The organism is Parabacteroides sp. KHUB-01, from assembly GCF_056640935.1.
The window spans coordinates 3,508,877-3,534,833 of sequence record NZ_CM153256.1 but is presented as its reverse complement, the minus strand read 5'-3'; the positions used below and the strand labels follow the sequence as shown (position 1 = coordinate 3,534,833).

At 38.7% G+C, this 25,957-nt stretch carries 24 protein-coding genes; 20 read left to right on the top strand and 4 right to left on the bottom strand.

Annotation, left to right across the window (positions count from 1 at the left end):
- Positions 1-817: 817 nt before the first annotated feature.
- The 13 genes from ACYIAR_RS14960 to ACYIAR_RS14900 all read left to right on the top strand — a co-directional run bounded on the left by ACYIAR_RS14960 (position 818) and on the right by ACYIAR_RS14900 (position 14,297).
- Positions 818-1,051: a 4Fe-4S dicluster domain-containing protein gene (locus ACYIAR_RS14960; RefSeq protein WP_480330737.1), complete on the top strand. Its 234-nt coding sequence runs from the start codon at positions 818-820 to the stop codon at positions 1,049-1,051.
- A 53-nt stretch (positions 1,052-1,104) separates the two neighbouring features.
- Positions 1,105-2,184, top strand: a complete 1,080-nt coding sequence (locus ACYIAR_RS14955) for a 3-methyl-2-oxobutanoate dehydrogenase subunit VorB (RefSeq protein WP_480330735.1) — start codon at positions 1,105-1,107, stop codon at positions 2,182-2,184.
- Between the two features lie 4 nt (positions 2,185-2,188).
- Entirely contained in the window at positions 2,189-2,371 is a 183-nt protein-coding gene (locus ACYIAR_RS14950) for a hypothetical protein (RefSeq protein WP_480330733.1), read from the top strand.
- An 86-nt stretch (positions 2,372-2,457) separates the two neighbouring features.
- Positions 2,458-3,219, top strand: a complete 762-nt coding sequence (locus tag ACYIAR_RS14945) for a thiamine pyrophosphate-dependent enzyme (protein WP_480330731.1) — start codon at positions 2,458-2,460, stop codon at positions 3,217-3,219.
- Positions 3,220-3,240: 21 nt separating this feature from the next.
- Positions 3,241-3,783 (top strand): 2-oxoacid:acceptor oxidoreductase family protein, encoded by a 543-nt coding sequence (locus ACYIAR_RS14940; RefSeq protein ID WP_480330729.1) that lies wholly within the window; start codon positions 3,241-3,243, stop codon positions 3,781-3,783.
- A gap of 74 nt (positions 3,784-3,857) precedes the next feature.
- Entirely contained in the window at positions 3,858-5,894 is a 2,037-nt protein-coding gene (locus ACYIAR_RS14935) for a putative porin (protein ID WP_480330727.1), read from the top strand.
- Between the two features lie 5 nt (positions 5,895-5,899).
- Positions 5,900-6,727, top strand: a complete 828-nt coding sequence (locus ACYIAR_RS14930) for a transporter substrate-binding domain-containing protein (protein WP_480330724.1) — start codon at positions 5,900-5,902, stop codon at positions 6,725-6,727.
- 100 nt (positions 6,728-6,827) lie between these two features.
- Positions 6,828-8,102 carry a DEAD/DEAH box helicase gene (locus ACYIAR_RS14925; RefSeq protein WP_480330722.1) on the top strand — a complete coding sequence of 425 codons (1,275 nt, stop codon included), beginning with the start codon at positions 6,828-6,830 and terminating at the stop codon, positions 8,100-8,102.
- A 17-nt stretch (positions 8,103-8,119) separates the two neighbouring features.
- On the top strand, positions 8,120-8,788 hold the full coding sequence (locus tag ACYIAR_RS14920; RefSeq protein WP_480330720.1) for an SGNH/GDSL hydrolase family protein: 669 nt from the start codon (positions 8,120-8,122) through the stop codon (positions 8,786-8,788).
- A gap of 394 nt (positions 8,789-9,182) precedes the next feature.
- Positions 9,183-10,925, top strand: a complete 1,743-nt coding sequence (recJ, locus tag ACYIAR_RS14915; protein WP_480330718.1) for a single-stranded-DNA-specific exonuclease RecJ — start codon at positions 9,183-9,185, stop codon at positions 10,923-10,925.
- 10 nt (positions 10,926-10,935) lie between these two features.
- Positions 10,936-12,852 (top strand): RecQ family ATP-dependent DNA helicase, encoded by a 1,917-nt coding sequence (locus ACYIAR_RS14910; RefSeq protein ID WP_480330716.1) that lies wholly within the window; start codon positions 10,936-10,938, stop codon positions 12,850-12,852.
- A 51-nt stretch (positions 12,853-12,903) separates the two neighbouring features.
- The gene (locus ACYIAR_RS14905; protein ID WP_480330714.1) at positions 12,904-13,431 is read left to right on the top strand and encodes an NUDIX domain-containing protein; all 528 of its coding nucleotides are present in this window, start codon (positions 12,904-12,906) and stop codon (positions 13,429-13,431) included.
- Entirely contained in the window at positions 13,428-14,297 is an 870-nt protein-coding gene (locus ACYIAR_RS14900; RefSeq protein WP_480330713.1) for an ADP-ribosylglycohydrolase family protein, read from the top strand. The genes ACYIAR_RS14905 and ACYIAR_RS14900 overlap by 4 nt, the downstream gene beginning before the upstream one ends.
- Before the next feature lie 75 nt (positions 14,298-14,372).
- Here the strand turns inward: ACYIAR_RS14900 and ACYIAR_RS14895 are convergent, their stop codons facing one another.
- From ACYIAR_RS14895 to ACYIAR_RS14880, 4 genes are all read right to left on the bottom strand, one after another.
- The gene (locus tag ACYIAR_RS14895; RefSeq protein WP_480330711.1) at positions 14,373-15,794 is read right to left on the bottom strand and encodes a glycoside hydrolase family 30 protein; all 1,422 of its coding nucleotides are present in this window, start codon (positions 15,792-15,794) and stop codon (positions 14,373-14,375) included.
- A 106-nt stretch (positions 15,795-15,900) separates the two neighbouring features.
- Positions 15,901-16,629 carry a class I SAM-dependent methyltransferase gene (locus ACYIAR_RS14890; protein WP_480330709.1) on the bottom strand — a complete coding sequence of 243 codons (729 nt, stop codon included), beginning with the start codon at positions 16,627-16,629 and terminating at the stop codon, positions 15,901-15,903.
- 25 nt (positions 16,630-16,654) lie between these two features.
- The gene (locus tag ACYIAR_RS14885; RefSeq protein ID WP_480330707.1) at positions 16,655-17,116 is read right to left on the bottom strand and encodes a septal ring lytic transglycosylase RlpA family protein; all 462 of its coding nucleotides are present in this window, start codon (positions 17,114-17,116) and stop codon (positions 16,655-16,657) included.
- A 201-nt stretch (positions 17,117-17,317) separates the two neighbouring features.
- Entirely contained in the window at positions 17,318-18,679 is a 1,362-nt protein-coding gene (locus ACYIAR_RS14880; RefSeq protein ID WP_480330705.1) for a cytochrome c peroxidase, read from the bottom strand.
- A gap of 737 nt (positions 18,680-19,416) precedes the next feature.
- Here ACYIAR_RS14880 and trpB point away from each other — a divergent pair.
- The 7 genes from trpB to trpA all read left to right on the top strand — a co-directional run bounded on the left by trpB (position 19,417) and on the right by trpA (position 25,895).
- Complete coding sequence (trpB, locus tag ACYIAR_RS14875; RefSeq protein WP_480330703.1) at positions 19,417-20,604, top strand: tryptophan synthase subunit beta; 1,188 nt, start codon at positions 19,417-19,419, stop codon at positions 20,602-20,604.
- Positions 20,601-22,004 (top strand): anthranilate synthase component I family protein, encoded by a 1,404-nt coding sequence (locus ACYIAR_RS14870; RefSeq protein ID WP_480330701.1) that lies wholly within the window; start codon positions 20,601-20,603, stop codon positions 22,002-22,004. The genes trpB and ACYIAR_RS14870 overlap by 4 nt, the downstream gene beginning before the upstream one ends.
- Before the next feature lie 61 nt (positions 22,005-22,065).
- Positions 22,066-22,632, top strand: coding sequence for an anthranilate synthase component II (locus ACYIAR_RS14865; RefSeq protein WP_480330699.1), 567 nt, complete (start codon positions 22,066-22,068; stop codon positions 22,630-22,632).
- Positions 22,633-22,637: 5 nt separating this feature from the next.
- On the top strand, positions 22,638-23,633 hold the full coding sequence (gene trpD, locus ACYIAR_RS14860) for an anthranilate phosphoribosyltransferase (RefSeq protein WP_480330697.1): 996 nt from the start codon (positions 22,638-22,640) through the stop codon (positions 23,631-23,633).
- 7 nt (positions 23,634-23,640) lie between these two features.
- Positions 23,641-24,477, top strand: a complete 837-nt coding sequence (trpC, locus tag ACYIAR_RS14855) for an indole-3-glycerol phosphate synthase TrpC (protein WP_480330695.1) — start codon at positions 23,641-23,643, stop codon at positions 24,475-24,477.
- On the top strand, positions 24,474-25,115 hold the full coding sequence (locus ACYIAR_RS14850; RefSeq protein ID WP_480330693.1) for a phosphoribosylanthranilate isomerase: 642 nt from the start codon (positions 24,474-24,476) through the stop codon (positions 25,113-25,115). The genes trpC and ACYIAR_RS14850 overlap by 4 nt, the downstream gene beginning before the upstream one ends.
- A gap of 6 nt (positions 25,116-25,121) precedes the next feature.
- Positions 25,122-25,895 (top strand): tryptophan synthase subunit alpha, encoded by a 774-nt coding sequence (gene trpA / locus ACYIAR_RS14845; RefSeq protein WP_480330691.1) that lies wholly within the window; start codon positions 25,122-25,124, stop codon positions 25,893-25,895.
- The last annotated feature ends 62 nt before the right edge of the window (positions 25,896-25,957 follow it).

Below are 25,957 nucleotides of genomic sequence, written 5' to 3'. Positions count from 1 at the left end.
GAGAATCGATTATTCCGATACATAATAAAGAAAAAACAAAAAGACATCACTCTCATGAAGTTTAGAAAATACATATTGAAAGTAAAACAAAATGAAATCTAACACATAAAGAATAACGTTTATAATCATTTCATTAAAAACAAGACACAATGTAAAGGCTATTTCACGAATCATCATCAAAACGACATTCTGATTTTGGTCACGAAATTTGTCGTTCCAGATGAAAAAAGCTTGTTTTTTGCGGTAAATTAAGCATAGAAAACAGTACTTTTATCTAAAAGAAGCAACTGTTAAAAAAATGATTGCAATGACTTCAGGCAATGATTGCAATCATACAGTGAAATCATTTAGAAGACTTGAGGCAACAATTGTAATCGTTTACTGAAAACATTGCAATCATTTTTTTAACCAATCTAAAACAAAAGGATTTTTAGTCTAAATTAAGAGCTAAAATGCTGAATTTAATAAAAAAAGCAAGAATCCAATATGTCATTTTGTCATACAAATAGTAATTATTTCAATATTAAATAAAACTCACTGATTCACAACGCTGTTCTGAAAAAAAGACAAGTTTTTTTTTCTTTTCTTCATCAAAATAGATTTCAAATTGAAAAAGTTTTAATTAACTTTGGCAACAATAGAAAGTGTTACATTTGTTTATAACTAATGTTTAGCGGAATTCAATTTTTCGATAGACAAACAGGCGGTTCATCCGCAAAGCAGCCGAAAAACACAGTTCTCCGGCAGTGTGCGGGGATGGGAACCTAATTTTGCCACGGATGTTGGTTTCCTCTAAAATCAAACAAACTATAATTATATGGCAAAAATAAAAGGAGCAGTTGTTGTAAATACTGAACGCTGCAAAGGTTGCAACTTATGTGTGGTTGCATGTCCCGCCAATGTTTTGGAACTCCATCCAAGAGAGGTCAACAACAAAGGCTATCACTATGTGTATATGAAGAATCCCGACAATTGTATCGGATGTGCAAGTTGCGGACTGGTATGTCCGGACGGATGTTTGACTATTTACAAGAAAAAAATAGAGATATAATCAAAGCTTATTTCTTCAAGCTTTTCATCTTATTTCAATAAAAAGCAATAATTATGGCAGAAGATATAAAACTAATGAAGGGAAACGAAGCCATCGCACATGCTGCAATCCGTTACGGAACAGATGGCTATTTTGGATATCCCATCACTCCCCAATCAGAAGTTCTGGAAACTCTTATGGCTGAAAAGCCTTGGGAAACAACTGGTATGGTTGTATTGCAGGCTGAAAGCGAAGTTGCAGCAATAAACATGGTATATGGCGGAGCCAGCACCGGAAAAGCTGTTATGACATCATCGTCAAGTCCTGGCGTAAGTCTTAAGCAGGAAGGTATTTCATATATTGCGGGAGCTGAACTTCCTTGTCTGATTGTAAACGTAATGCGTGGAGGTCCTGGACTTGGAACAATCCAGCCTAGCCAGGCAGATTATTTCCAAACAGTTAAAGGTGGAGGTCATGGAGACTACAGACTTATAACACTTGCTCCTTCATCAGTACAGGAAATGGCAGACTTCGTTGCATTAGGATTTGATCTTGCTTTCAAATATAGTAATCCGGCAATAATACTTGCAGATGGTATCATCGGACAGATGATGGAAAAAGTTGTTCTCCCTCCTTTCCGTAAAAGAAGAACAGAAGAAGAAATCATTAAACAGTGTCCTTGGGCTGCAAGAGGAAAACGTCCGGACCGCAACAGGAATGTAGTTACATCACTAGAGCTTGACCCTGCAAAAATGGAAGAGAACAATATTCGCTTCCAGAAAAAATATAAAGTGATTGAAGAAAACGAAGTGAGATATGAAGAATTCCATTGTGACGATGCAGAATATCTGCTTGTTGCATTTGGTTCATCAGCTCGTATATGCCAGAAAGTTGTTGAAAATGCAAGAGCTGAAGGCTTGAAGCTTGGCTTGCTCAGACCTATAACATTGTGGCCATTCCCAAGCAAAGTTATTTCAGAATATGCCAACAAGGTTAAAGGCATGCTTTCTGTCGAACTTAATGCCGGACAAATGGTTGAGGATATCAGACTTGCCGTTAACGGAAAGGTAAAAGTTGAACATTTCGGACGTCTTGGTGGTATTGTTTTCACTCCGGATGAAGTGTTGAATGCCTTAAAAGAGAAATTATTCTGAGAATATGACTAAAGGTAGTAAAGCTGACGAAATTATGACTTTGGTGTTTATGGTTTTTGCCATTGCAGCAATTGTTTCATACATATATAGTTTCTCGTCACCCGACAAAACAATCTTTCTATGCTGTGCCGGCGCTGCAATCATAATGCGTGTGGTTCAGTATTTGCTGAGATTCTTTCATAAATAATGCTGCTCAACAATTAAGTTGAAAGGCTTCAAACACAAGTTGACAAGGTTTACATAGCCTTAGTAATTAAAGAAAAGAATTAAGTTATGGAACTCAATGATATTATTAAACCGGAAAATTTGGTTTACGGCAAGCCGAAATTAATGAACGACAACCCTATGCACTATTGTCCGGGTTGTAGCCACGGCGTTGTTCACAAACTCATTTCTGAAGTTGTTGAAGAAATGGGGCTCGAAGGAAAAACCATAGGCATTTCACCTGTTGGATGTGCTGTATTTGCTTATAATTATATTGATATTGACTGGATTGAAGCTGCTCACGGACGTGCTCCAGCTGTTGCAACTGCTGCTAAACGACTGAATCCGGACAAGATGGTGTTCACTTATCAGGGAGATGGAGACTTGGCTGCTATCGGAACTGCTGAGACAATACATGCTGCAAACCGAGGTGAAAATATAGTTATTATTTTTATAAACAATGCAATATATGGTATGACCGGAGGTCAGATGGCTCCGACAACTTTGGAAGGAATGGTTACAGCAACTTGCCCTTACGGACGTGATGTTGCCTTGAACGGCTATCCTCTGAAAATAAGTAACCTGCTTGCTCAGCTTGATGGAACTTGTCTGGTAACTCGTCAAAGCGTTCACACTCCTGCTGCAGTGCGCAAAGCTAAGAAAATGCTTCGCAAGGCCTTTGAGAACGCAATGGAAGGAAAGGGAACTTCTGTTGTAGAATTTGTTTCTACTTGTTCATCTGGATGGAAGATGTCTCCAGAAAAAGCTAACAAATGGATGGAAGAAAATATGTTCCCAGCTTATCCATTAGGCGATTTAAAGAATGTATAACCAGTAAAAGTTGTAAAAATTATGAAACACGAGATAATTATTGCAGGATTCGGAGGTCAGGGAGTGCTTTCAATGGGTAAAATCCTTGCATATTCAGGTCTTATGGAAGGCAAAGAGGTGACATGGATGCCATCATACGGTCCGGAACAGCGTGGTGGAACTGCAAACGTGACGGTCATACTGAGCGATGACCCTATCAGCTCTCCTATCCTGAATGAATATGACATTGCTATAATTCTTAATCAACCATCTTTGGAAAAGTTTGAGAATAAAGTAAAACCTGGAGGAATTCTTATTTATGACAGTTATGGTATACACACTCCGGTAAAAAGAACAGACATTCAGGTTTATAAGATTGATGCTATGGATGCTGCTACTGAAATGCAAAATGCAAAAGCATTCAACATGCTAATTCTTGGCGGATTGCTTAAGATAGAGCCGATGGTGAAACTTGAGAACGTGCTGTTAGGCTTGAAAAAGTCTCTTCCGGAAAGACACCATAACCTGATTCCGATGAATGAGGCTGCAATCAAAAAAGGAATGGAAATCATTGAAAAGATATAATTCTTTTTATAAAAGATTAGAAAGCGGGGCATTTCTTGCATTAGAAATGCCCTTTTATTATATCTTTGCAGACCATGAAACAATGTATATATATATTATTATCAATACTGGTTTGCTCATTGACTCTTACTTCGAACGCTCAAAGCAGAAGTGGTAGCCGAAGAGGAGGCTTTTCATTGTCAAATCTGACACAAAAGCAAACCGATATTCCAGATAGTCTGCTCACAGACAGCACTACTCTTGGCACAAGAAGACTCAATGCCTATCAACTCACTCCTATTTTGGGAGATTATTATGAAGCTGAAGTTGATACGTTAAGAGAGAATACTGCAAATTCAACACTTGTTGAAGGTAAATCCCTATCCATTGCTCATTTGGGTAATTTAGGCTCACCATCACAGTCCAGAATTTTCAGAGAACGAAAAGAAGCCAGGGATTTCATTTTTGCTGACGCTTATGATCCTTATATCATAACTCCTGAAAAAGCAAAATTCTATAACACCAAGGTTCCGTACACCAATATTATGTATACAACTGCTGGTGGTAGTTTGAATAAAGAGGAACAACTCAAGGGTATTCTTACTATAAACTTCGGCAAGAAATTGAATGTCGGAGGTGATTTTGATTATATTTACGGACGTGGATATTATCAGTCAAACAGTACAAAACTAATCGGATACAGAATTTTCTCAAGTTACAACAGTGACAGGTATGAGGCAAAGGCTTATATCAGAAACTACAGTGTGACTAATTATGAAAATGGAGGTCTGACTAATGACTCTGTGCTCACACATCCAGACAATTATGCCGTTGGCAAACAGATGATGAAACCCAAAGACTATCCTGTCAGATATATCAACACATGGAATAAAGTCAGTGGAATGCAGATATATCTTACTCACAGATATAACCTTGGATTCACAAAAACTCTTCAGGAAACCGATGAAGAAGGTAATCCAAAGGAGCAGTTTGTTCCCGTATCCAGTATCATACACACTATAGACTATGAACAGAACAGGAGACATTTCCTGTCTGACAATAGCCTTGATGCCAACTATCCAGAAGTTTACACTTTGGACGAATTTCCTAATGATTCAACTTCAGCGTGGGTGTTGAAGAATACTTTGGCTTTGTCGCTAAGAGAAGGTTTTCAGGATTGGGCAAAATTCGGACTAACAGGTTTCATCAGGATGGAACAAAGGAAATTCCGTTTGCCTTATTTGGGTCCAATGGATAATTTCCCGGATATTCAAAGTATGAGAAACAAAGATTACAGTGAATTTTCTACATATATCGGGGCAGAACTCTCGAAAAGACTGGGCACCTTGTTTACATATAATGCAAACGGTGAACTTTGCGTAGTTGGTGATGACATTGGTGAGTTCAGGGCAAATGGAGAAATGCAGACACAATTCAAGTTATTCAATAAAAATGCATCAGTAAAAGCAACCGGATATATAAAGAATGTGACTCCTGCATTTTACCTGCGTCACAATTTTTCAAAATATTTTGCATGGGAAAATGAGTTCAGCAACATACAACAATTCTATGCAGGTGGTGAAGTAAACATTGAATCAACTAAGACTAAACTTTCTGCTGGAGTTGAAAGCATCCAGAATTATGTATATTTTGGGTATCTCGGTTATCCTGCGCAACACAACGGAAATATACAAGTCATATCCGCAAATCTAAAGCAGGATTTCAGGTATAGAGCTTTGGGATGGGAAAATGAAATTTGTTATCAATTAAGCAGCAACAAAAACGTATTGCCATTACCTGCAATAAGTGCATACTCAAACCTGTATTTGTCATTCAAGGTCGTAAAAGTACTTTCAATACAATTAGGCGCAGATGTTCACTATCATACATCATATTATGCTCCATATTATGAACCGGCAACACAACAGTTCCAAATACAGAACGATGTAAAGATTGGTAATTACCCTCTAATTAATGCATATGTGAACTGCCATCTGAAACAGGCAAGATTTTTTGTCACAGCATATAATTTGGGCTCACAATTTATAAAGCCAAATTATTTCTCATTGGCTCATTACCCATTGAATCCTATGATGATTAAGATGGGAGTTGCAGTTATGTTCAACAACTGATTGAAATGAAAACTAAGAGACTTCTTATAGTATATATTGTTATGCTTGCATTGGCTGTGGCAACAATGATTAACCTTATGCCTTCAAGCAAAGAGGAACAGCCTAAGCTATCCACCAAAGATTATCCGGAAATAAAGGAAGAAGGTATTCTGAGGATAATAACGGAATATTCTTTATCGGGATATTTTGTTAATGGAGATACAATCAGCGGATTTCAATATGAGATGAGTCAGGCAATATCAAAAGAATCAGGATTGGAAATCCAGACTCTTCTGGATATGAACCTTGACAACAGTTTCGAAAAGCTTAACAATGGAGAGTGTGATGTCATTGCAAGAAATGTACCTATAACAAGCGAGCTTAAAGATAAATATCTTTTTACGGAACCTATTGTTCTAAACAAGCAAGTGCTGGTACAAAGAAAGCTGGCAGATGGGAAAGAGCAAAAGCCTATAAGAAATCATCTGGAACTTGGAGGTAAAACCATTTATATACCCAAAGGTTCACCTGCACTGCAAAGACTGAAAAATCTTAGTGAAGAAATTGGTGATACTATATATATCAAAGAAGACAGCTTGTATTCTGACGAACAACTTATAATAATGGTTTCAAGCGGAGATATTGACTTGGCAGTATGTGACCAGCAAATTGCTGAAGCATCATTAAAAGAATTCAACAATATCGATATAAAAACTGATATCAGCTTCACTCAACTACAGGCATGGGTACTTAGAAAGGACTCTCCTATCCTAAAAGACAGCCTCGACAAATGGATTAGCCAAATAAGAGAGAACGGTCTATATAACAGAATATACCGAAGATATTATAAGTAAAACCCTATTGAATACTCCAGTTTGCGTTGAAAAAAACATATCACATTATTTCGCACAATCAATGAAAATCCTTATTTTTACGGATATTTTTGATTGAGACATGAGATTTGATGAATTACCTTTGGATGAAGCTATCCTTGATGGTCTTGATGCGATGAACTTCACGGAAGCAACTCCAATACAAGAGCAAACTATTCCTATCATTTTGGAGGGGAGAGACATTATTGCATGCGCGCAAACAGGAACAGGTAAAACTGCAGCCTATGTTCTCCCGATATTAAACGAACTCCATTATGGTGGATTTCCCGAGAATGCCGTAAATGCAATAATTATGGCTCCCACCCGAGAGTTGGCACAACAGATTGACCAACAGATTTCCGGATTTTCATATTTTGTTTCTGCTTCAGCTGTGGCTGTATATGGTGGAACTGACGGTATTGTGTGGGAACAACAAAAACGCGGTCTGGAAATGGGCGCTGACATTGTTATTGCAACTCCCGGAAGATTGATTTCACACCTCAAATGTGATTCAATCGACCTTTCAAAGGTATCCTTCTTTGTTCTAGATGAAGCTGACAGAATGCTGGATATGGGATTCTATGATGATATAATGCAGATATACAAGCATCTGCCCCAATCCTGCCAGATAATCATGTTTTCAGCAACTATGCCGCCCAAAATACAAACATTGGCGCAGAATATCCTGAAGGATCCGGTTGAAATCACTATAGCAATTTCGCGACCTCCGGAAACTATCATGCAAACGGCATATATCTGTTATGAAATACAGAAAATACAGATTATTAAAGACCTTTTCAAAAACAGTAATCCTAAACGAGTTATTATTTTCTCCTCGTCAAAGTTAAAGGTCAAGGATTTAACATCCAGCCTGAAAAGAATGAATTTCAATGTAGCTGAAATGCATTCAGATTTGGAACAAAGCCAAAGAGAGGAAGTGATGAAGGATTTCAAAAGTGGGAAAATAGATATTCTTGTAGCAACAGATGTCGTTTCACGTGGTATAGACATTAACGACATCCAGCTTGTTGTTAATTTTGATATTCCTCACGATCCTGAAGACTATGTCCACAGAATAGGTAGAACAGCAAGGGGTAAAAATGACAAAGGTCTCGCCATAACATTTGTATCGCCTGAAGAGCAATACCAGTTCCAGCAAATCGAATCTTTCCTTGGCAAAACGGTATATAAAATACCTGTTGACCCTGAGTTTGGAGAAACACCGGCTTATGAACCGGAAAAATATGCCAAGAAAAAAAGTAGTAGTAAAAAGAATTCGAGAAGAAAAAGCGGACAACGCAAAAGTGCAAAAACAGCATCTGCGAATAATAAAGTAAATCAGAATACTGAAGTATAATTCTAATACATATAAAAATGAAAAAAATACTATTAGCAGCCTTGTTTATAATTGGCTCACTGCATTTATCTGCTCAGGAAATAAAAGACTGGGCAAACTTTGCACGTTATGAAGCGGCAAACAAAGAGGTAAAAAGCCCTAAAGTTGTGTTCATGGGAAATTCAATTACTGACGGATGGCCTAGTGCTGACCCAGACTTTTTCAAGAGCAATAACTATGTGGGTAGAGGTATAAGCGGACAAGTATCAGCACAAATGTTGTTGAGAATGCGTCCGGACGTAATAGACTTGAAACCTGAAGCAGTAGTAATTCTTGCAGGAACAAACGATATAGCTCTGAATGACTATGCTATGACTCCGGAAAAGACTTTCGGAAACATTGTTTCAATGGTACAGCTTGCAAAAGCAAATAATATCAAAGTTATATTATGCTCCACTATGCCTGCAAGCAAGTTCGGATGGCGTCCGGGTGTAAAGCCTGCAGAAACTATTAAAGCTTTGAACAAGAAAGTTAAAGAATATGCAGAAGCTAATGGCATTGAATATGTAGATTATCATTCAGCTATGAGCGATTCTGAAGGTGGTTTGCCTAAGAAGTATTCTGAAGACGGAGTTCATCCTAATCTTGAAGGATATAAGGTGATGGAAGGACTAGTGCAGAAAGCAATAGAAAAAGTATGTAAATAAAAACACATTGTCCGTTTTTTTCGGCAATTATTTCATATACGAGTTGACAAGGTAAAAATAACGGCTTTAAACAAAGCTTGTTTAGAAACCTTGCCAACTCGTTGTTTTTTCTTTAATATAATACTCTAAACTCTTGAGAAAATTAGAACAGTTGTAACACGGAAATTCCACAAAATATAGTTTTAACAGATTCCAACCTAACTAAAAGTACAAATACGAAATAATTTATTAACTTTACGTTTTGAAAAATACTTTGCCATAGTACACACTTTTGCAAGGTATCCGGCAGACGTATATATTATCTGTACTAAAGCTATTTACCGTACAGATTGAAGAAAATATAAATAGTTTCTTAGTCTGCAACAAGATATGACAAGAAAAAAAATAATATATAATGACTAATAAATGGAACTATCGACCTCCAACACAGGAAGAGCTAAACCTAAGGGACAGGCTTTCAGAGGAAATGGGCATAAGCCCTGTAATCAGCCTGTTACTTGTCCAGCGCGGCCTTACGACGGTTAGTGAGGTGAAGAAATTTTTCAAGCCGACTTTGAGCGACTTGCACGATCCGTTCCTTATGCCGGATATGGACAAGGCGGTAAAACGCCTTAACAAGGCTCTGGGCAATAAAGAAAAAATATTGATATACGGTGACTATGATGTTGATGGAACAACAGCTGTTTCTCTCGTATATAAATATTTACGTACGTGCACTTCGTCTGCAAATCTGCTGGATTATTACATACCTGACAGAGATGATGAAGGATATGGTATCTCTTATAAAGGTATTGACTATGCAAAGGAGAACGGGATAACATTGATTATTTCGCTTGACTGTGGTATTAAAGCCATTGACAAAATTGAATATGCCAAAGAAAAAGGCATAGATTTTATTATCTGCGACCATCATATGCCGGATGATAAATTGCCTGATGCAGTTGCTGTGCTCGACGCAAAACGTGCTGATTCGGTATATCCTTATGAGCATCTTTCAGGATGTGGAGTCGGATTCAAGTTCATGCAGGCTTTTGCTATGAACAATAAACTTCCTCTTTCAGATCTTGACAAGTTGCTGGAACTTGTCGCTGTAAGTATTGCTTCTGACATTGTTCCAATCACAGGTGAGAACAGAATTCTTGCATATTACGGACTGAAACAGATAAACAGCAATCCAAGTTTGGGACTAAAAGGAATTATTGATGTATGCGGATTAAGTAATAAGGAAATTACAATCAGCGACATCGTATTTAAAATTGGCCCAAGGCTGAATGCTTCCGGAAGAATGATGAAAGGTAAAGAAGCCGTAGATTTGTTGTTGGCAAAAGATGCTGACGTTGTTAGAAAGAAAAGCGAAAGCATAAACCAGTATAACGAAGACAGAAGGGAACTTGACAAAAAAGTCACCGAAGAGGCAAACGAGATTATAAACTCCATTCCTAATCACGATGAAAACAAGGCAGTGATAGTTTACAATCCGAATTGGCACAAAGGTGTGATAGCCATTGTAGCATCAAGACTTACGGAGAAATATTACCGTCCGGCAATAGTCTTAACAAAATCCGGAGATTTGGTTACCGGCTCTGCTCGTTCAATAGCTGGTTTTGATATTTATAAGGCAATAGAAGGATGCCGTGATTTGCTGGAAAATTTCGGTGGTCATACATATGCAGCAGGTCTTTCGATGAAAGAAGAGAACCTGGGAGCTTTCACAGAAAGACTTCAGCAACTTGTTGCTCAAGAAATCATCCCTGAGCAACTGACTCCGCAAATCGATATTGATGCTATTATTGACCTCAAGGAGATCAACAATAAATTCATGAGCGATTTAAAGAAGATGAGTCCTTTCGGTCCGAACAATCAAAAACCAGTTTTCTGTACTTTTGATGTGAAAGATTATGGAACAAGTAAACTTGTGGGACATAAACAGGAACATATAAAACTGGAAATAATCGACGGCAAATCAGCTGCCTCTCCTATTCATGGTATTGCATTCGGAATGTCAAAATACAATGCCCATATCAAGCAAATGTTACCTTTCAACATTTGTTATACGGTTGAGGAAAATACATATAATGGCAACACATCACTGCAATTACTGATTAAGGATATAAAAACGGATAACAACTGCATATAATTTAAATCATATGCCTGAAAGCCCTGATATTTTCCATCAAATTCTATCCCAATATTGGGGATATAAATCTTTCCGTCCATTACAGGAAGATATTATTCATTCTGTATATGAACGGAAAGACACATTCGGGCTTATGCCAACAGGTGGAGGAAAATCCATAACATTCCAAGTTCCGGCAATGGCTATGGAAGGTATATGCATTGTGGTTACTCCTTTGATAGCCCTAATGAAGGACCAGGTTGACAACCTGAAGAAACGTGGAATAAAAGCTACATCAATTCATTCAGGGCAATCGAGAGAATTTATCATCTCCCAACTAGAAAACTGCATATTCGGAGATTATAAATTCCTATACGTATCACCTGAAAGATTATCCTCAGAAATTTTCCAGATAAAGCTTAAGGCAATGAACGTCTGCCTTCTTGCCATTGACGAAAGTCATTGTATTTCACAATGGGGATATGATTTCCGACCGTCTTATTTGGCAATAGCAGATATTAGGAAAATATTACCCAACGTTCCTGTACTTGCACTAACTGCAACCGCCACTCCTGCCGTTGTTGATGATATTCAGGAAAAACTACTTTTCAAGGAGAAAAATGTATTCAAGAAAAGTTTCCAACGTAAGAATCTTGCGTATATCATAAGAAAATCTGATAATAAGACTGAAACACTGAAATACATTCTTGAACGTGTACAAGGAAGTGCTGTTGTATATGTCAGAAGCAGGAAAAAGACAAAGGAAACTGCGGATTTCCTGAAAAGCAATGGTTTTACCGCTGAATTCTTCCATGCCGGACTGAGTATGGAAGAAAAAAATCTCAGACAAGACCGGTGGATGAAGGGTGAGTGCCGCATAATTGTGGCAACAAACGCTTTCGGTATGGGAATTGATAAACCGGATGTACGACTCGTTGTCCATCTGGATATGCCCGGTTCTCTTGAAGAATATTATCAGGAAGCAGGACGTGCAGGACGTGACGGAGAAAAAGCGTATGCCGTAGTGATTAGTTCAAACATTGACAACGCAAGACTAAAAAAACAACTCACAGATTCTTTTCCAGAAAAGGATTTGATAAAACGAGTATACGAAGCTCTTGGTAATTACTTCCAGATTGCAGTCGGATTCGGGCTTGACACAGCACACGATTTCGATCTTAATGATTTCTGTATGGCATTCAAGTTGCCAATAACTCAGACCCACAGTTCTCTAAAAATTCTGGAGTTATGCGGATATATTGAATATATAGAAAACGTTGATAATGCTTCACGCATTATATTCACTGCGACTCGCGAGGAATTATACAGATATCTTGGTCAGGACAAAACAATAGATGATATCCTGTCAGTAATACTCCGCTCCTATTCCGGTGTATTCTCTGATTATGTTTATATTAATGAATCATATATTGCAGCGGCAACAAACGTAAACAGAGATACTGTATATCATGTGTTGCTGAATCTCTCAAAATATCATATAATAAAATATATTCCTGAGAAGAAAACTCCAATAATAATATTCAGACAAGTCCGTGTCGAGAAAGAAAATGTCAGAATCCTGCCTTCTGCGTATGAGGACAGAAAGGAGCGTTTCGAGCAAAGATTAAACAAGGTCCTTGAATACAATAATGAGAAAAGTATTTGCCGAACACGCATACTTCTTTCTTATTTCGGAGAAAATATGGATGAAGATTGCGGAACTTGTGATATTTGCCTTGCAAAGCATGATTCCGGAATTGCCAATAAAGATTACAACAAAATACAGAAACTGATTCTTGAACAGCCAAAAGATACACCAATATCAGTGCCCGATTTCATCAACAAATATAAGCTGAATACAGACAAAGCTTTTGCTGTCATAAGGTTTATGGCTGATAATGACGATAGATTAAAACTGGAAGATTCCGCTTTTATTGTGTATAGTTGACGAAATAACGAACTGGCATAATATTAGACAAAACTCATAAACTAAGAATATATGGAAAATCATCAATACTGCTATAAATATCCACGCCCTTCAGTAACTACTGATTGCGTTATATTCGGTTATGATGAAAAAGTAAGTTCTCTTTCTCTCCTTCTTATACAACGAAAATCTGATCCGTACAAAGGATGCTGGGCTTTTCCCGGCGGATTTCTTAATATGGATGAAGATGCCGAAACAGGAGCTCTTAGAGAATTGAAAGAAGAAACAAATATGGACCCAATGTTTATAAAACAACTTGGTGCATATACGAAAGTAAACCGCGACCCAAGAGACAGAGTTATAACTATTGCATATTATGCAATCACCCAAATTACAGAAGTTAAAGGTGGAGACGATGCTGCCGAGGCTCGTTGGTTTTCTCTCGATGAAATTCCCAATCTAGCTTTCGACCATAATGATATTCTTAATGATGCTATATCTGAACTTAAGGCAAATATTTCACGTAACACTACTGAATGGAATATAAGTCCGGAATCATCTACTTTACAAAAACTGCAAAACTTAATACTAAAATTATGATAGGTGCAATTATCGGTGATATTGTCGGTTCTGTGTATGAATTCAACAATACTAAAGATTACGACTTCAAACTATTTTCAGAAGATAGTGATATAACTGATGATACAATAATGACCATTGCTGTTGCGGAATGGGCATTAAAATGTAAACGGAAAGCAGATTTTGACCTGAAATCATTAGAAGAAATAATGGTTTCTACTGCTGAAAGATATCCAAATCCGAAAGGCGACTATGGAATGGCATTCAGCACCTGGCTGTTTTATCCTCAAGGTCTCATAGATTACCGTACTGGAGAACTTGCCGGAAAGCGTTGTCCTTACAATTCATGGGGAAACGGCTCAGCTATGAGAGTTTCTTCAATCGGATGGCTTTTCGACTCAATAGAAGAGACTGAGCGAGTGGCAGCAATTTCTGCATCTATCACCCACAATCATCCAGAAGGAATAAAAGGAGCTGAGGCTGTAGCAGCAGCAATATTTCTTGCCAGAAACGGAGCTAACAAGAAAGAAATAAAAGAATATATCGAATCAAAATATGAATATAACCTGGATTCAACTTGGGAATACCTGAACAAAACTTATTCATGGGATTCAAGTTGCCAAGGTACTGTTCCGCAAGCTATAATATGTTTTCTTGACAGCTCGGACTTTGAAAGTGCCATAAGAATGTCCGTCTCAATCGGTGGTGACAGCGATACTTTGGCTTGCATAACCGGTTCGATTGCCGAAGCTTATTATAAAGATATTCCAAACAGTATGATTTCCGTAACTTCCGCAATTATGCCGGAAGAGTTCAAGGTTGTTCTGAAACAGTTGGCAGAAAACAGCAATTATTCGGAAGTCTATAGCAAGTATTTCTGTAAATAATACAGCTAAATAAAAGTAGACAAGGATTGCTGATTAAGAATCCTTGTCTACTTTTTTACAGAAGCCCAAAAAGCTTTATTTTAGTTTAACGACAAAAGTAGTCAGCGACTTTGAAGGAGCAGCAAAGCTTAATGAACCATTATCGATTCTCATATTCGGAAGGGATTTACAATCTTCTTCTTCACTTGTTCGCCACACAGAAACATCAGACGAAGCAGCTGCCTTTATTGCCAAATCTACATTCTCACCTTTATCAGATTTGTTCAGATAAACTATCACAAGCTCTTTTCCAGATGGAGAAACTGCTGAAAGAGTCTGAGCATTGTCTGTATCCACAAATATATATCCTTGCTTTATAAAACCTGTAACCTGCTTACGGACATAATAATTCTTCACTTTATGAAACTTCTCTGTCTCAAAGTTTCCACGCAACAAACACCATTCATTGTTGCCCTCTTCCATTATCTGCCAGTCGAGCCAAGCTTGCGGACGCATAATCCTCAAATCATTGAACATTTTCTGTGTCAATCCAAGATTACTTTCCAAATCAACACCTTCAGAAGGTCCGGTTTCTGATTGCCAGAAAGGTTTACCGGCACGTTCAACTACTGCACGGACAGCTTCGCGCTCCTCATTTGTTCCGCTGTAAGTATGAGTATTTAATTGACCTACTTTTTCCCATATATCTCCTGCCTTCTCATAATGCGACTGAACTGTGAGAAAGTGATTCAAGTTAGTTTCATCCGATGCGGAAATCACCGTATTCATTCCACTTGATTTTAGCATAGGATAAAGAATACGAATTATCTTGATTTGAGTTTCCGGTTCGAAATGGCAACCTTCCTGGGTTCCCTCTGCATACCAGTAATTGGAATAAGACTCGTTGAAAGGCTCCAATGTCTTGAATTCTATTCCATATTCATCTTTGAAGTGCAGACACACATCAATAAGATATTTACAGAATGCTTCATAATATTCCGGCTTAAGATTATCCTTAAGAGGATCTTTATGTCCTCCGGCACAACCGCTTACAGTCATCCAATAAGGTGCAGAATTTGAGAAAGCCTCAAACACAGCATCAGGTCTTTTCTCTTTGATTTTTTGGAGTAATATTCTTTGTCCACGGTCGGCATTCCAGTCATAAGGACTATTCTCCGTAGCCTTGAATCCTTCCATTTCCGCTCTCTTGCCCTTGCCTTTCACCATATGCCCGCCAAGATGAGAAGGATCGTCGCCTCCACCGATATTATATCTGAATATATTCATATTCAGTTCGTCTTCTGAAACAAGCATATCAACGATGGAATCCACCTTTGATTCTTCCCATTTTCCGACTTGTGCAGCCCACCAGCAAAGCGAACTTCCCCAGCCTTCCAGTTTCTGATATTTCACTGAGGGATTTACTTCAACCTTCACAGATTTCCCCTCATTGTTGTTTGCCGATACAAATCCGGTAAAGGCAAAACATAGTGCTAAAGATAGTAATATGGTTATCATAATATAAATATTGGTATTTTGTAAATATAATGATTTTATTTAAGATTTGCAAGTTCTGCATCCAGTTGACAAGGGAACAAGTTGACAAGACTTAATTATCTAAATATCATTTTTCAACCAGTTTTGCCAAATAGTCATAATGCTCGCCTTTCTTCACCAGCTCAGCCTTGAAACCGTATTGTAATGCATAGAGAGAAAGAGTGTCGAAATCAATATAAAGCCAGTCGAATGATTCACCTTTTATATTCTTATAGCGCATGGAAAAATCCACTTCTCCATAATAACCGTCTGTACTGTCTATCTCGAAATTGCCATCCTCATCCTCAAACAGATATTTCAAATCGCTTGAATCCATCAACACACATCCTCCAGGATTAAGCAAAGTTTTGATGCGCTTGAAAAACTCTCCAATGTTCTGCAAACGTCCGATAATTCCGGAACCGTTCATAAGCATCAAAATTGTGTCGAAACGTGAAGTAAACGACAAATCAAACAAATTTATATTTGCAGCATCAACACCTCTTTCACACATAACAGCCACTGAAAGTGGAGAAATATCTATAGCAAAAGACTCCTTTCCCATTTCCTTCAAAGCAATGGAATGACATCCGCTTCCGGCTCCGACATCCAGAATGCTGCCTTTCGCTATCTGCAAAGCCTCCTGCTCAAGAGGTGACATTTCGTTATATGTTCTGAACAAATCTTTTACAGGTATTTCGTCTTCGTCAAACTGAGATGAAAAAACGGAAAGTCTGCCTGCTTTCCCATTCTTGAAATAATCACGGATGGCTGCACCCATCGGGTCTTTATCTTCTGTCAGCACTCTATAGTTCATAAGTATTTATATATTGTAATTACAATTAATAATCCTCATCAATCCCAAACCTTAAAGGAATAACAACCTTTATTGCTTCCAAATCAAAATATGGCGTAGGCGGATAAATCAAGTCCAGATAACGAAGGTCAAGTGCACAAGGCACTTCTTCAATCCTTACTTTAACAACTCCACCCGACTTAAATTTAAGCTTCTTTGCAGCAGCCTCAGATAAATCAATTATCCTGCTACGCTGATGAGGTCCTCGGTCTGTCACACAGACAACGACACTCAACATATTCTCAAGATTTGTAACTCTCAGAAAAGTTCCGAAAGGATAAGTGCGGTGTGCAGCTGTAAATTCATATCTGTTGTGAATACGCCCACTTGCCGTCATCTTCCCATGAAAACGATGATGATAATACGATGCAAAACCCTCATCCTGGGCATACATTATATTTGACAGGACAAAAAGAAGGAAAAACACCAGAGATGACGATTTTATCATATTTCAATTATTATAAGGTTAATAATAAAGTTGACAAGGCTTTAGATAATAGCAGACAATAACTGTCATTAATTATCAAAGAAAAAAACAGAGACACCGAAAATACAGAATTCTTTGCCTATTCACAGTCAAGTTCTGTATCCTCAGTGTCTCTGCATTAATATAAGAAATTTTCACGCTCCTTATTCAGGCGCATTTTTATTATTTCAATTCCTCATCATTATACTCTCCAGTCAATGAACCAAGGAAAGCAACAATCTTAGTCATATCTTTATCAGATATAGTTGTTCCAATCTGGAACTCGTGCATAATGCGTACAGCATCCTCAACACTATTAACCGAACCATCATGCATATAAGGATAAGTAATCATTATATTACGCAATGTCGGAGTCTTGAACTTATGTCTGTCGCTCTCGAGCTTAGTCACAGCATAACGTCCGTTGTCACCGTCAGTAAGTCCGGTTCCACGATAATCGAAATAGCTGTTCTTAATACCCATATAATCATAAGACTGACCACCGATATTCATACCAACGTGGCAAGTTGCACATTTGTTTTCCTTGAACAAAGCATAACCTTCGATTTCTTCTGCAGTAAGAGCAGACTTGTCGCCACGCAAATATTTGTCGAAGCGTGAAGGTGTAAGCAATGTCTTTTCGAACTCAGCAATTGCTTCTGTAATATTTGACTGAGTGAAACCGTCAGGATAAACTTTCTTGAAGATTTCAGAAAATTCTTTGTCTTCAGCAAGAACGGCACAAATATCATCGAATGACTTATGTCCCATTTCCACTGGGTTCAATGGAGGTCCGGCAGCCTGTTCTTTCAAGTCGGCAGCACGTCCGTCCCAGAACTGGGCGAAGTTCAAAGCTGAGTTATAAACTGTTGGAGCATTAACGCCACCAAACTGTCCGCCAATACCTTCTGAGAACTGCTTGCGGTCCACACCACCAGTGTTAAGACCATGGCAAGTTGCACAAGAAACAGTGTTGTCAGCAGAAAGACGTGTGTCGTGATACAAAGCAAAACCAAGAGCAACTTTCGCTGAATCAGTAGGAATAGATTCCATCAACGGCTGCAAAGGCTCGTTTGCAAATTCATCACATACTGTCGGCGACTTAAAGTTGGCTTTTCTCTCTTCTGCCGCCCAAGCAAGAATCACGGCTTTCTCATCATTGTCAAGATTGGTTCCCCAATGATTTGGCATATAAGAAAATTTAGCAGGAGGCATTGAGCCACTCAAAGCTGTGTTTTCAAGCTTAGCCAAATCGACTTCTGAAACCTTTCCGCCATTTTCCAATGCTTCAAGCATTGATGTGAAGTCCACATAGCGTGTTCCCTGAACCATATCATCTGCAACTACTTTGCCAATAATAGGCAATTTGCCATAGAAAGGTACAGGAGCATTTGCAGAATGGCAGTCCATACAACCGTTTTCGCGGATAATTGAAGCAACTTGTTTTGCCTTATCCCCTTCATACTTTTTGTATTCGGTTGTAGAACAGCTTACCACTGCACTTGCCAAAAGCGCCAAGCCTACAGGGAGAATAACATTCTTCATACTTTTTCCGTGTTTTTGTTAATCAATTTTAGTGTTCAATCGTATGCAAAGATACTGGAATTTTTCGGATAATTTTAAAATATGTTAGTCCAATTTGCAACAATAATAATATAGATAATAATGTTTCTAAAATCTCTTGACAACGTAATCTTTTGGATAAATAAAAAGAAACAGTATTCAAATCAGCTATTTGCAGGGTTAAGACATAATTGCTGGTATTAACCGGATTTTATTCGCACGAAAAAAAATATCTAAAAAAACTCTCAAAATATTTGCATTTTAAAATTTAGTCCATACATTTGCCAACGAAGTAAAAGAAAACAACGAAATAATAGAATACAATGACAACATTTATCGTAAATACATTTTGGTGGTGGCGCCTCATACAACCCGAACGGTCGTAAGAGACGAAGACACTTATGTATATACGAAGATTGATTGAATTCCTGAATTTTTAGATTATACAAAAAGCGGTCTGTCGCACTTGCGGCGGACCGCTTTTCTTTTTTACACAAATCCAAGAAAATATTCAGGAAATATATCATCACCAAAGATATAAAAACAAGTTATAAAGGTTAATCCTAATCTTAAAACTAAGGCTTAGATTATAAAATCTGAATCTTAGTTTATAAAAACTAAAACTTAATTCTTAAAAACTAAGGCTTAGTTTTAAGATTAAATGGTAATCTATGGATTTTAAGGGAATGAATTAATATAAAAAATAATATACGATGGATATGAAAACTTATCAAGTTGACGAAAACGGTTTCTATGGTGAATTCGGCGGAGCTTATATTCCAGAAATACTCCACCGCTGTGTTGATGAATTGCAGCATACATATCTCACAGTGCTGCAGAGTGATGATTTCAAGAAAGAATATGAGCAGCTTCTGAGAGATTATGTGGGCCGCCCTTCTCCTCTTTATCTGGCAAAAAGATTGAGCAGAAAATATGGATGCCGCATTTATCTGAAACGAGAAGACCTCAACCATACCGGCGCTCACAAGATAAACAACACTATCGGACAGATTCTGCTGGCAAGAAGAATGGGCAAGAAAAGAATAATTGCCGAAACCGGAGCCGGACAGCACGGTGTTGCAACAGCAACCGTATGCGCTCTGATGGATATGGAATGCATTGTGTATATGGGGAAAACTGATGTGGAACGACAAATGCCGAATGTGCAGAAAATGGAAATGCTCGGTGCAAAAGTGGTTCCGGTAACTTCGGGCAATATGACACTGAAAGACGCGACAAACGAAGCCATCAGAGACTGGTGCTGTCATCCATCGGACACATATTATATTATTGGCTCCACTGTCGGTCCTCATCCCTATCCTGATATGGTGGCACGTCTTCAGTCCGTTATCAGCGAGGAAATTAAAAAGCAATTGATGGAAAAAGAAGGACGCGATTATCCCGATTATCTCATTGCCTGCGTTGGCGGGGGAAGCAATGCAGCCGGAACTATTTACCACTATCTGGACGACGAACGTGTCAAGATTGTTCTTGCCGAAGCTGGTGGACTGGGAATTACAACAGGGAAAAGCGCAGCGACAATTCACCTCGGCAAGAAAGGTGTTATCCATGGTTCGAAAACTTTGGTGATACAGAACGAGGACGGACAAATTGAAGAGCCTTATTCAATTTCCGCAGGTCTGGACTATCCTGGTATCGGTCCGATGCACGCAAACCTTTCAGCTTCGATGAGGGCAAAAGTGCTTGCCATAAACGATGATGAAGCTCTTAAGGCAGCATTCGAACTGACAAGAACTGAAGGCATAATTCCCGCACTCGAAAGTTCACATGCTCTGGCAGCGTTGGAGAAGATAAACTTTAAGGCTGATGACATTGTTGTTCTAACAGTTTCGGGACGAGGAGACAAAGATATGGAAACTTACATTAAAGCAAAATCTACGTTATGAAATACAAATTCAATACCAATAGCAAACAAGTGCTTGGAGACTTACAGACTCCGGTAAGTATTTATCTGAAAGTTCGTGACATTTATCCTGAATCAGCATTGCTGGAAAGTTCGGATTTCCACGGTAATTCAAACAGTCTTTCTTATATCGCACTGTGTCCGTTGGCACGTGTGAGCGTTAACAGCAATATCTGTTCTTTCACTTTCCCGGACGGAAACAAAGAGGAAAAGACATTAAACGAAAATTATGACGTAGCTTGCGGCATAAATGAGTTTCTTGGAAAATTCATTATCGAAGGAGAAGACAAAGATAAATATGGTTTATTCGGCTACACAGCATTTGATGCCGTGAAATATTTTGAGCCGGTGGATATAAAAGAATTTCATCATAACGAGAATGATGCTCCGGATATGCTATATATAATGTATAAGTATATCATAATTTTCGACCATTTCAAGAACGAGCTGAAACTTGTGGAATTGCTTTCAGACGCAGAAAAGTCAAATCTGCAAAGTCTGGAAACAATGATAAACAACAGAAATTATGCTTCATATAATTTCTATCGCAATGGAGAAGAAACATCGCCGGTGAGCGACGAGGAATACAAGGAAATGGTTCGCCGCGGAATATCTCACTGTCTGCGTGGCGACGTATTCCAGATAGTGCTGAGCCGTGGTTTTGCCCAGCCATTCAGAGGCGACGATTTTAAAGTTTATAGAGCATTGCGAAGCATAAATCCATCACCTTATCTTTTCTATTTCGATTTCGGCGGTTTCCGCATTTTCGGTTCTTCTCCGGAAACTCACTGCAAAATAGAAAAAGGAACGGCAAGTATCGACCCAATTGCCGGAACAGCTTTCAGAACCGGCAATGCGGATGAGGACAAGAAACTGACAGAGGCTTTGCTCAACGACCCGAAAGAAAATGCCGAACACGTGATGCTTGTTGACCTTGCACGTAATGACCTTTCAAGGAATTGCCAGAATGTTTCAGTAAACTTCTATAAGGAAGTGCAATACTACAGCCACGTCATACATCTGGTTTCAAGGGTTTGCGGCAAAGTAAAAGACGACAGTTCTTCAATAAAGACATATATCGACACATTTCCTGCCGGAACACTAAGCGGAGCTCCCAAAGTGCGTGCGATGCAGCTCATAAGTGAAATTGAGAAAAACGACCGCGGAGCCTATGGCGGATGCATTGGTTTCATCGGTTTCAACGGTGATTTGAATCAGGCAATAACCATACGTTCATTTGTGAGTCGCGGAAACACGTTGTTCTATCAGGCTGGTGCTGGCATTGTGGCAAAGAGCAATCCGGAAAGAGAGTTGCAGGAAGTAAACAACAAGCTCGGCGCATTGAAAAAAGCAATATCTTTGGCAGAAAACATTATTAACTGAAATTCCGCCATCACAATATAATATAATGGCAGAAAGATTACAAACACAAAATATCAACGATATGAAAATCTTATTATTCGACAATTATGACTCTTTCACATATAATTTGCTTCACATACTGAAAGAACTTGGAGCAGATACGGAAGTTCACCGCAACGACAAAATATCTCTTGAAGAAGTGGATCGCTTTGACAAGATACTTCTTTCTCCGGGACCTGGAATCCCGTCGGAAGCTGGAATACTTCTTCCTCTTATCCACAAATATTCACCGACCAAAAGTATTCTTGGTGTATGCCTTGGCGAACAGGCAATCGGCGAAGCATTTGGAGCGAAGCTGATAAATCTGAAGGAAGTGCATCACGGAATCAGTTCGGAAGTGGAAGTTTGCAAGGATGATGCATTGTTTGAAGGCATAGGCAAAAGATTTATGGCAGGAAGATATCATTCATGGGTAGTTTCAAAAGAAGATTTTCCGGGCTGTCTCGAAATAACAGCAACTACAATAGCAGACGGTGAAATAATGGCATTGCGACATAAGGAATATGATGTACGCGGCATTCAATTTCATCCGGAATCAATACTGACTCCCGAAGGAAAGAAAATGATAGAAAACTGGATTAAAATGTAAGCGAAATGAAAGAGACATTATATAAACTATTTGAACACCAATATTTGGAAAAGGAAGAGGCACAAGGCATATTACACAAAATTGCCGGCGGCGCATACAACGATGCTCAGATTGCCAGCCTCATAACAGTTTTCCTTATGCGAGAAATTTCCGTAGAAGAAATAATTGGTTTCCGCAATGCTTTGCTGGAAATGTGTATTCCGGTGGATTTGGACGAATTCGAGCCTATAGATATTGTGGGAACCGGTGGCGACGGAAAGAATACATTCAACATCAGTACGGCAGCATGTTTTGTAGTTGCCGGCGCAGGTTATCCGGTAGTGAAACATGGCAACTACGGAGCTACATCGGTGAGCGGCGCCAGCAATGTTATGGAGCAGCATGGAATAAAGTTCAGTAATGATATTTCAAAAATACGCCAGTCGATGGAATCGTGCGGAATTGCTTATCTGCATGCTCCGCTGTTCAACCCGGCACTTAAAGCTGTTGCTCCGGTAAGAAAACAGCTGGGAGTGAGAAGTTTCTTCAATATATTAGGTCCGCTGGTAAATCCGGCAAGACCGAAATATCAGCTTCTTGGTGTGTATAATCTGCCGTTGTTGCGCCTTTACAATTACACATATCAGGAAAGCGGAACAAAATTTGCCGTAGTTCACAGCCTTGACGGATATGACGAGATTTCTCTGACAGGAGAATTCAAAGTGTCCACTGCCGGAAAAGAGAAAATATACACACCACAGATGCTTGGTTTCAAACAAAACAGCGAAAGTGATTTGTGCGGAGGCGAAACAGTGGAAGAAGCATCAGCAATATTCGATTCCGTATTACAATGTACCGCAAGTGAAGAAAAGATGAACTGCGTTATTGCCAACGCTGCTTTCGCAATACAAGTTATTTGTCCGGAAAAGACTATCGAAGAGTGCATAAATGAAGCAGCTCATTCTCTTCGCAGTAAAGCAGCATTGCAGAAATTCAACAAATTCGTTAAACTTAACAGCTGATAGAGCAATGAAACAGGATATTCTGGCAGAAATAATAGCTAATAAGAGAAAGGAAGTTGAAGAGCGTAAAGCCTCAATCAGCAAAGAAGAATTAATAAAGGAATTTGACAAAGGCGCGAGTCACAAACCTATTTCGGCAAGGAAAGCTTTGTCGGAGTCAGGAAGTGGAATTATAGCAGAATTCAAACGTCGCAGTCCTTCGAAAGGCTGGATTCATCCGGATGCAAAAGTAGAGGAAGTTGTTCCGGAATATTGTAATTCCGGAGCTAGTGTTTGCTCAGTTCTGACCGACAGCAAATTCTTTGGTGGAAATACTGCAGATTTCATAAAAGCACGAGAATTGGCAAATATTCCTCTTTTGCGCAAAGACTTCATAATTGATGAATATCAGATATATGAAAGCCGGATTATCGGGGCAGATGTAATTCTTCTTATTGCCGCAGCCTTGTCACCGGGAGAATGCAGAATTCTTGCAGCAAAAGCCAAAGAGCTTGGAATGGAAACATTACTGGAGATACACGAGGCTTCGGAGCTGCAATATCTGAGTAAAGACATCGACTTGCTGGGAATAAACAACCGCAATCTCGGAACATTCCACACAGACGTACAGAATTCCATGTCGTTGTCCGAGGAAGTTGAGCGATTCCTCAAAGACAATCCGGAAAAACATTCTTCTCCGCTGCTTATTGCCGAAAGTGGTATTTCAACGCCGGAAACAGTTTTGAGCCTTCGGGAAAAAGGATTCAAAGGTTTTCTGATAGGAGAAGCATTTATGAAATGTGAAAGTCCGGCAAAAGCTTTACAAGATTTTATCGAACAAATAGAAAAATCCGGTCAATTATGAATTCTGACAAAATCATTAAGGTTTGCGGAATGCGTGATATCGTAAATATCATTCAGATAAGCGGACTTCCAATAGATATAATGGGATTCATCTTCTTCCCTTCCTCACCTCGATTCGTTGAGAAAGAAGGAGAAAACGAAAGGCTGAAAGTGCTGTTGAGAAATATAAAATGTAAAAAGGCAGGTGTATTTGTAAATGAGGAATTCTCACAAATTATTCCGATGGCAGAAGCATACAACCTTGATATTATCCAATTGCATGGGAATGAGAATCCTGATTTATGCAATGCTCTGAGAAAAGAAGGTTATTCCGTGATAAAAGTATTTTCAATTGAAAATGAAAATGATTTCGGAAAAACTGAAGTTTACAATGATTGTGCCGACATGTTCCTGTTCGATACGAAATGCAATGAATTCGGCGGCTCAGGCAAATCTTTTGATTGGAATTTGCTGAATAATTATAAGGGAAATACGCCTTTCATCATCAGCGGAGGAATTGATGACGGCCACAAAGATGCGATAAATAAAATCAGTCATAAGATGTTTGCCGGAATCGACATAAACAGCAGATTCGAAATATCTCCGGCTCTGAAAGACGTAAATAAAATAAAGAATTTCATAAACTCAATAAAACAGTAAACAACTATGAACCGCATAAATAAATTATTCCAGGAGAAAAATAAAGAAGTGATGTCAATATATTTTCCGGCAGGTTTCCCGGAAAAAGACTCAACAATGAATGTATTGCAAGCTCTGCAAAGAAATGATGTGAATATGGTGGAAATTGGTATTCCGTTCTCTGACCCTATGGCTGACGGACCTGTGATTCAGCAAGCAACACAGAAAGCTCTGAACAATGGAATGTCATTGCGCCTGCTTTTCAGTCAGCTGAAAAATATGCGACAGACAATTGATATTCCTGTTGTTCTTATGGGATATCTGAATCCGATCATGCAATATGGATTTGAGGAATTCTGCAAAAGCTGTTGCAGCGTGGGTGTTGACGGAGTTATAATTCCGGATTTGCCTTTTTCGGACTATATCAAAGAATATAAAGAGATTGCAGATATTTACGATATAAAAGTTATAATGCTGATTACACCGGAGACTTCAGAAGACAGAATAATTGAAATCGACAATCATACTGATGGTTTCATCTATATGGTTTCCAGCGCTTCAACTACCGGCGCACAGGATAGTTTCGGAGAAAACATTATTTCATATTTTTCACGAATCAACAATATGAAACTCAACAATCCAAGGCTTATCGGCTTCGGTATAAGCAACAAAGCGACTAAAGATGCAGCAACGGATTATGCAAACGGAATAATCATTGGAAGTAAATTTGTGAAACTTCTGGAAGAATATGGCGATGCCGACAAAGCAATGGAAAAGATAAAATCCGCCCTTGAATCCTGAAGTCAGGACATAATTGACGAAAGTCAAGAATTGAACACTTCAATATTTTTAGTGTAGTTTTT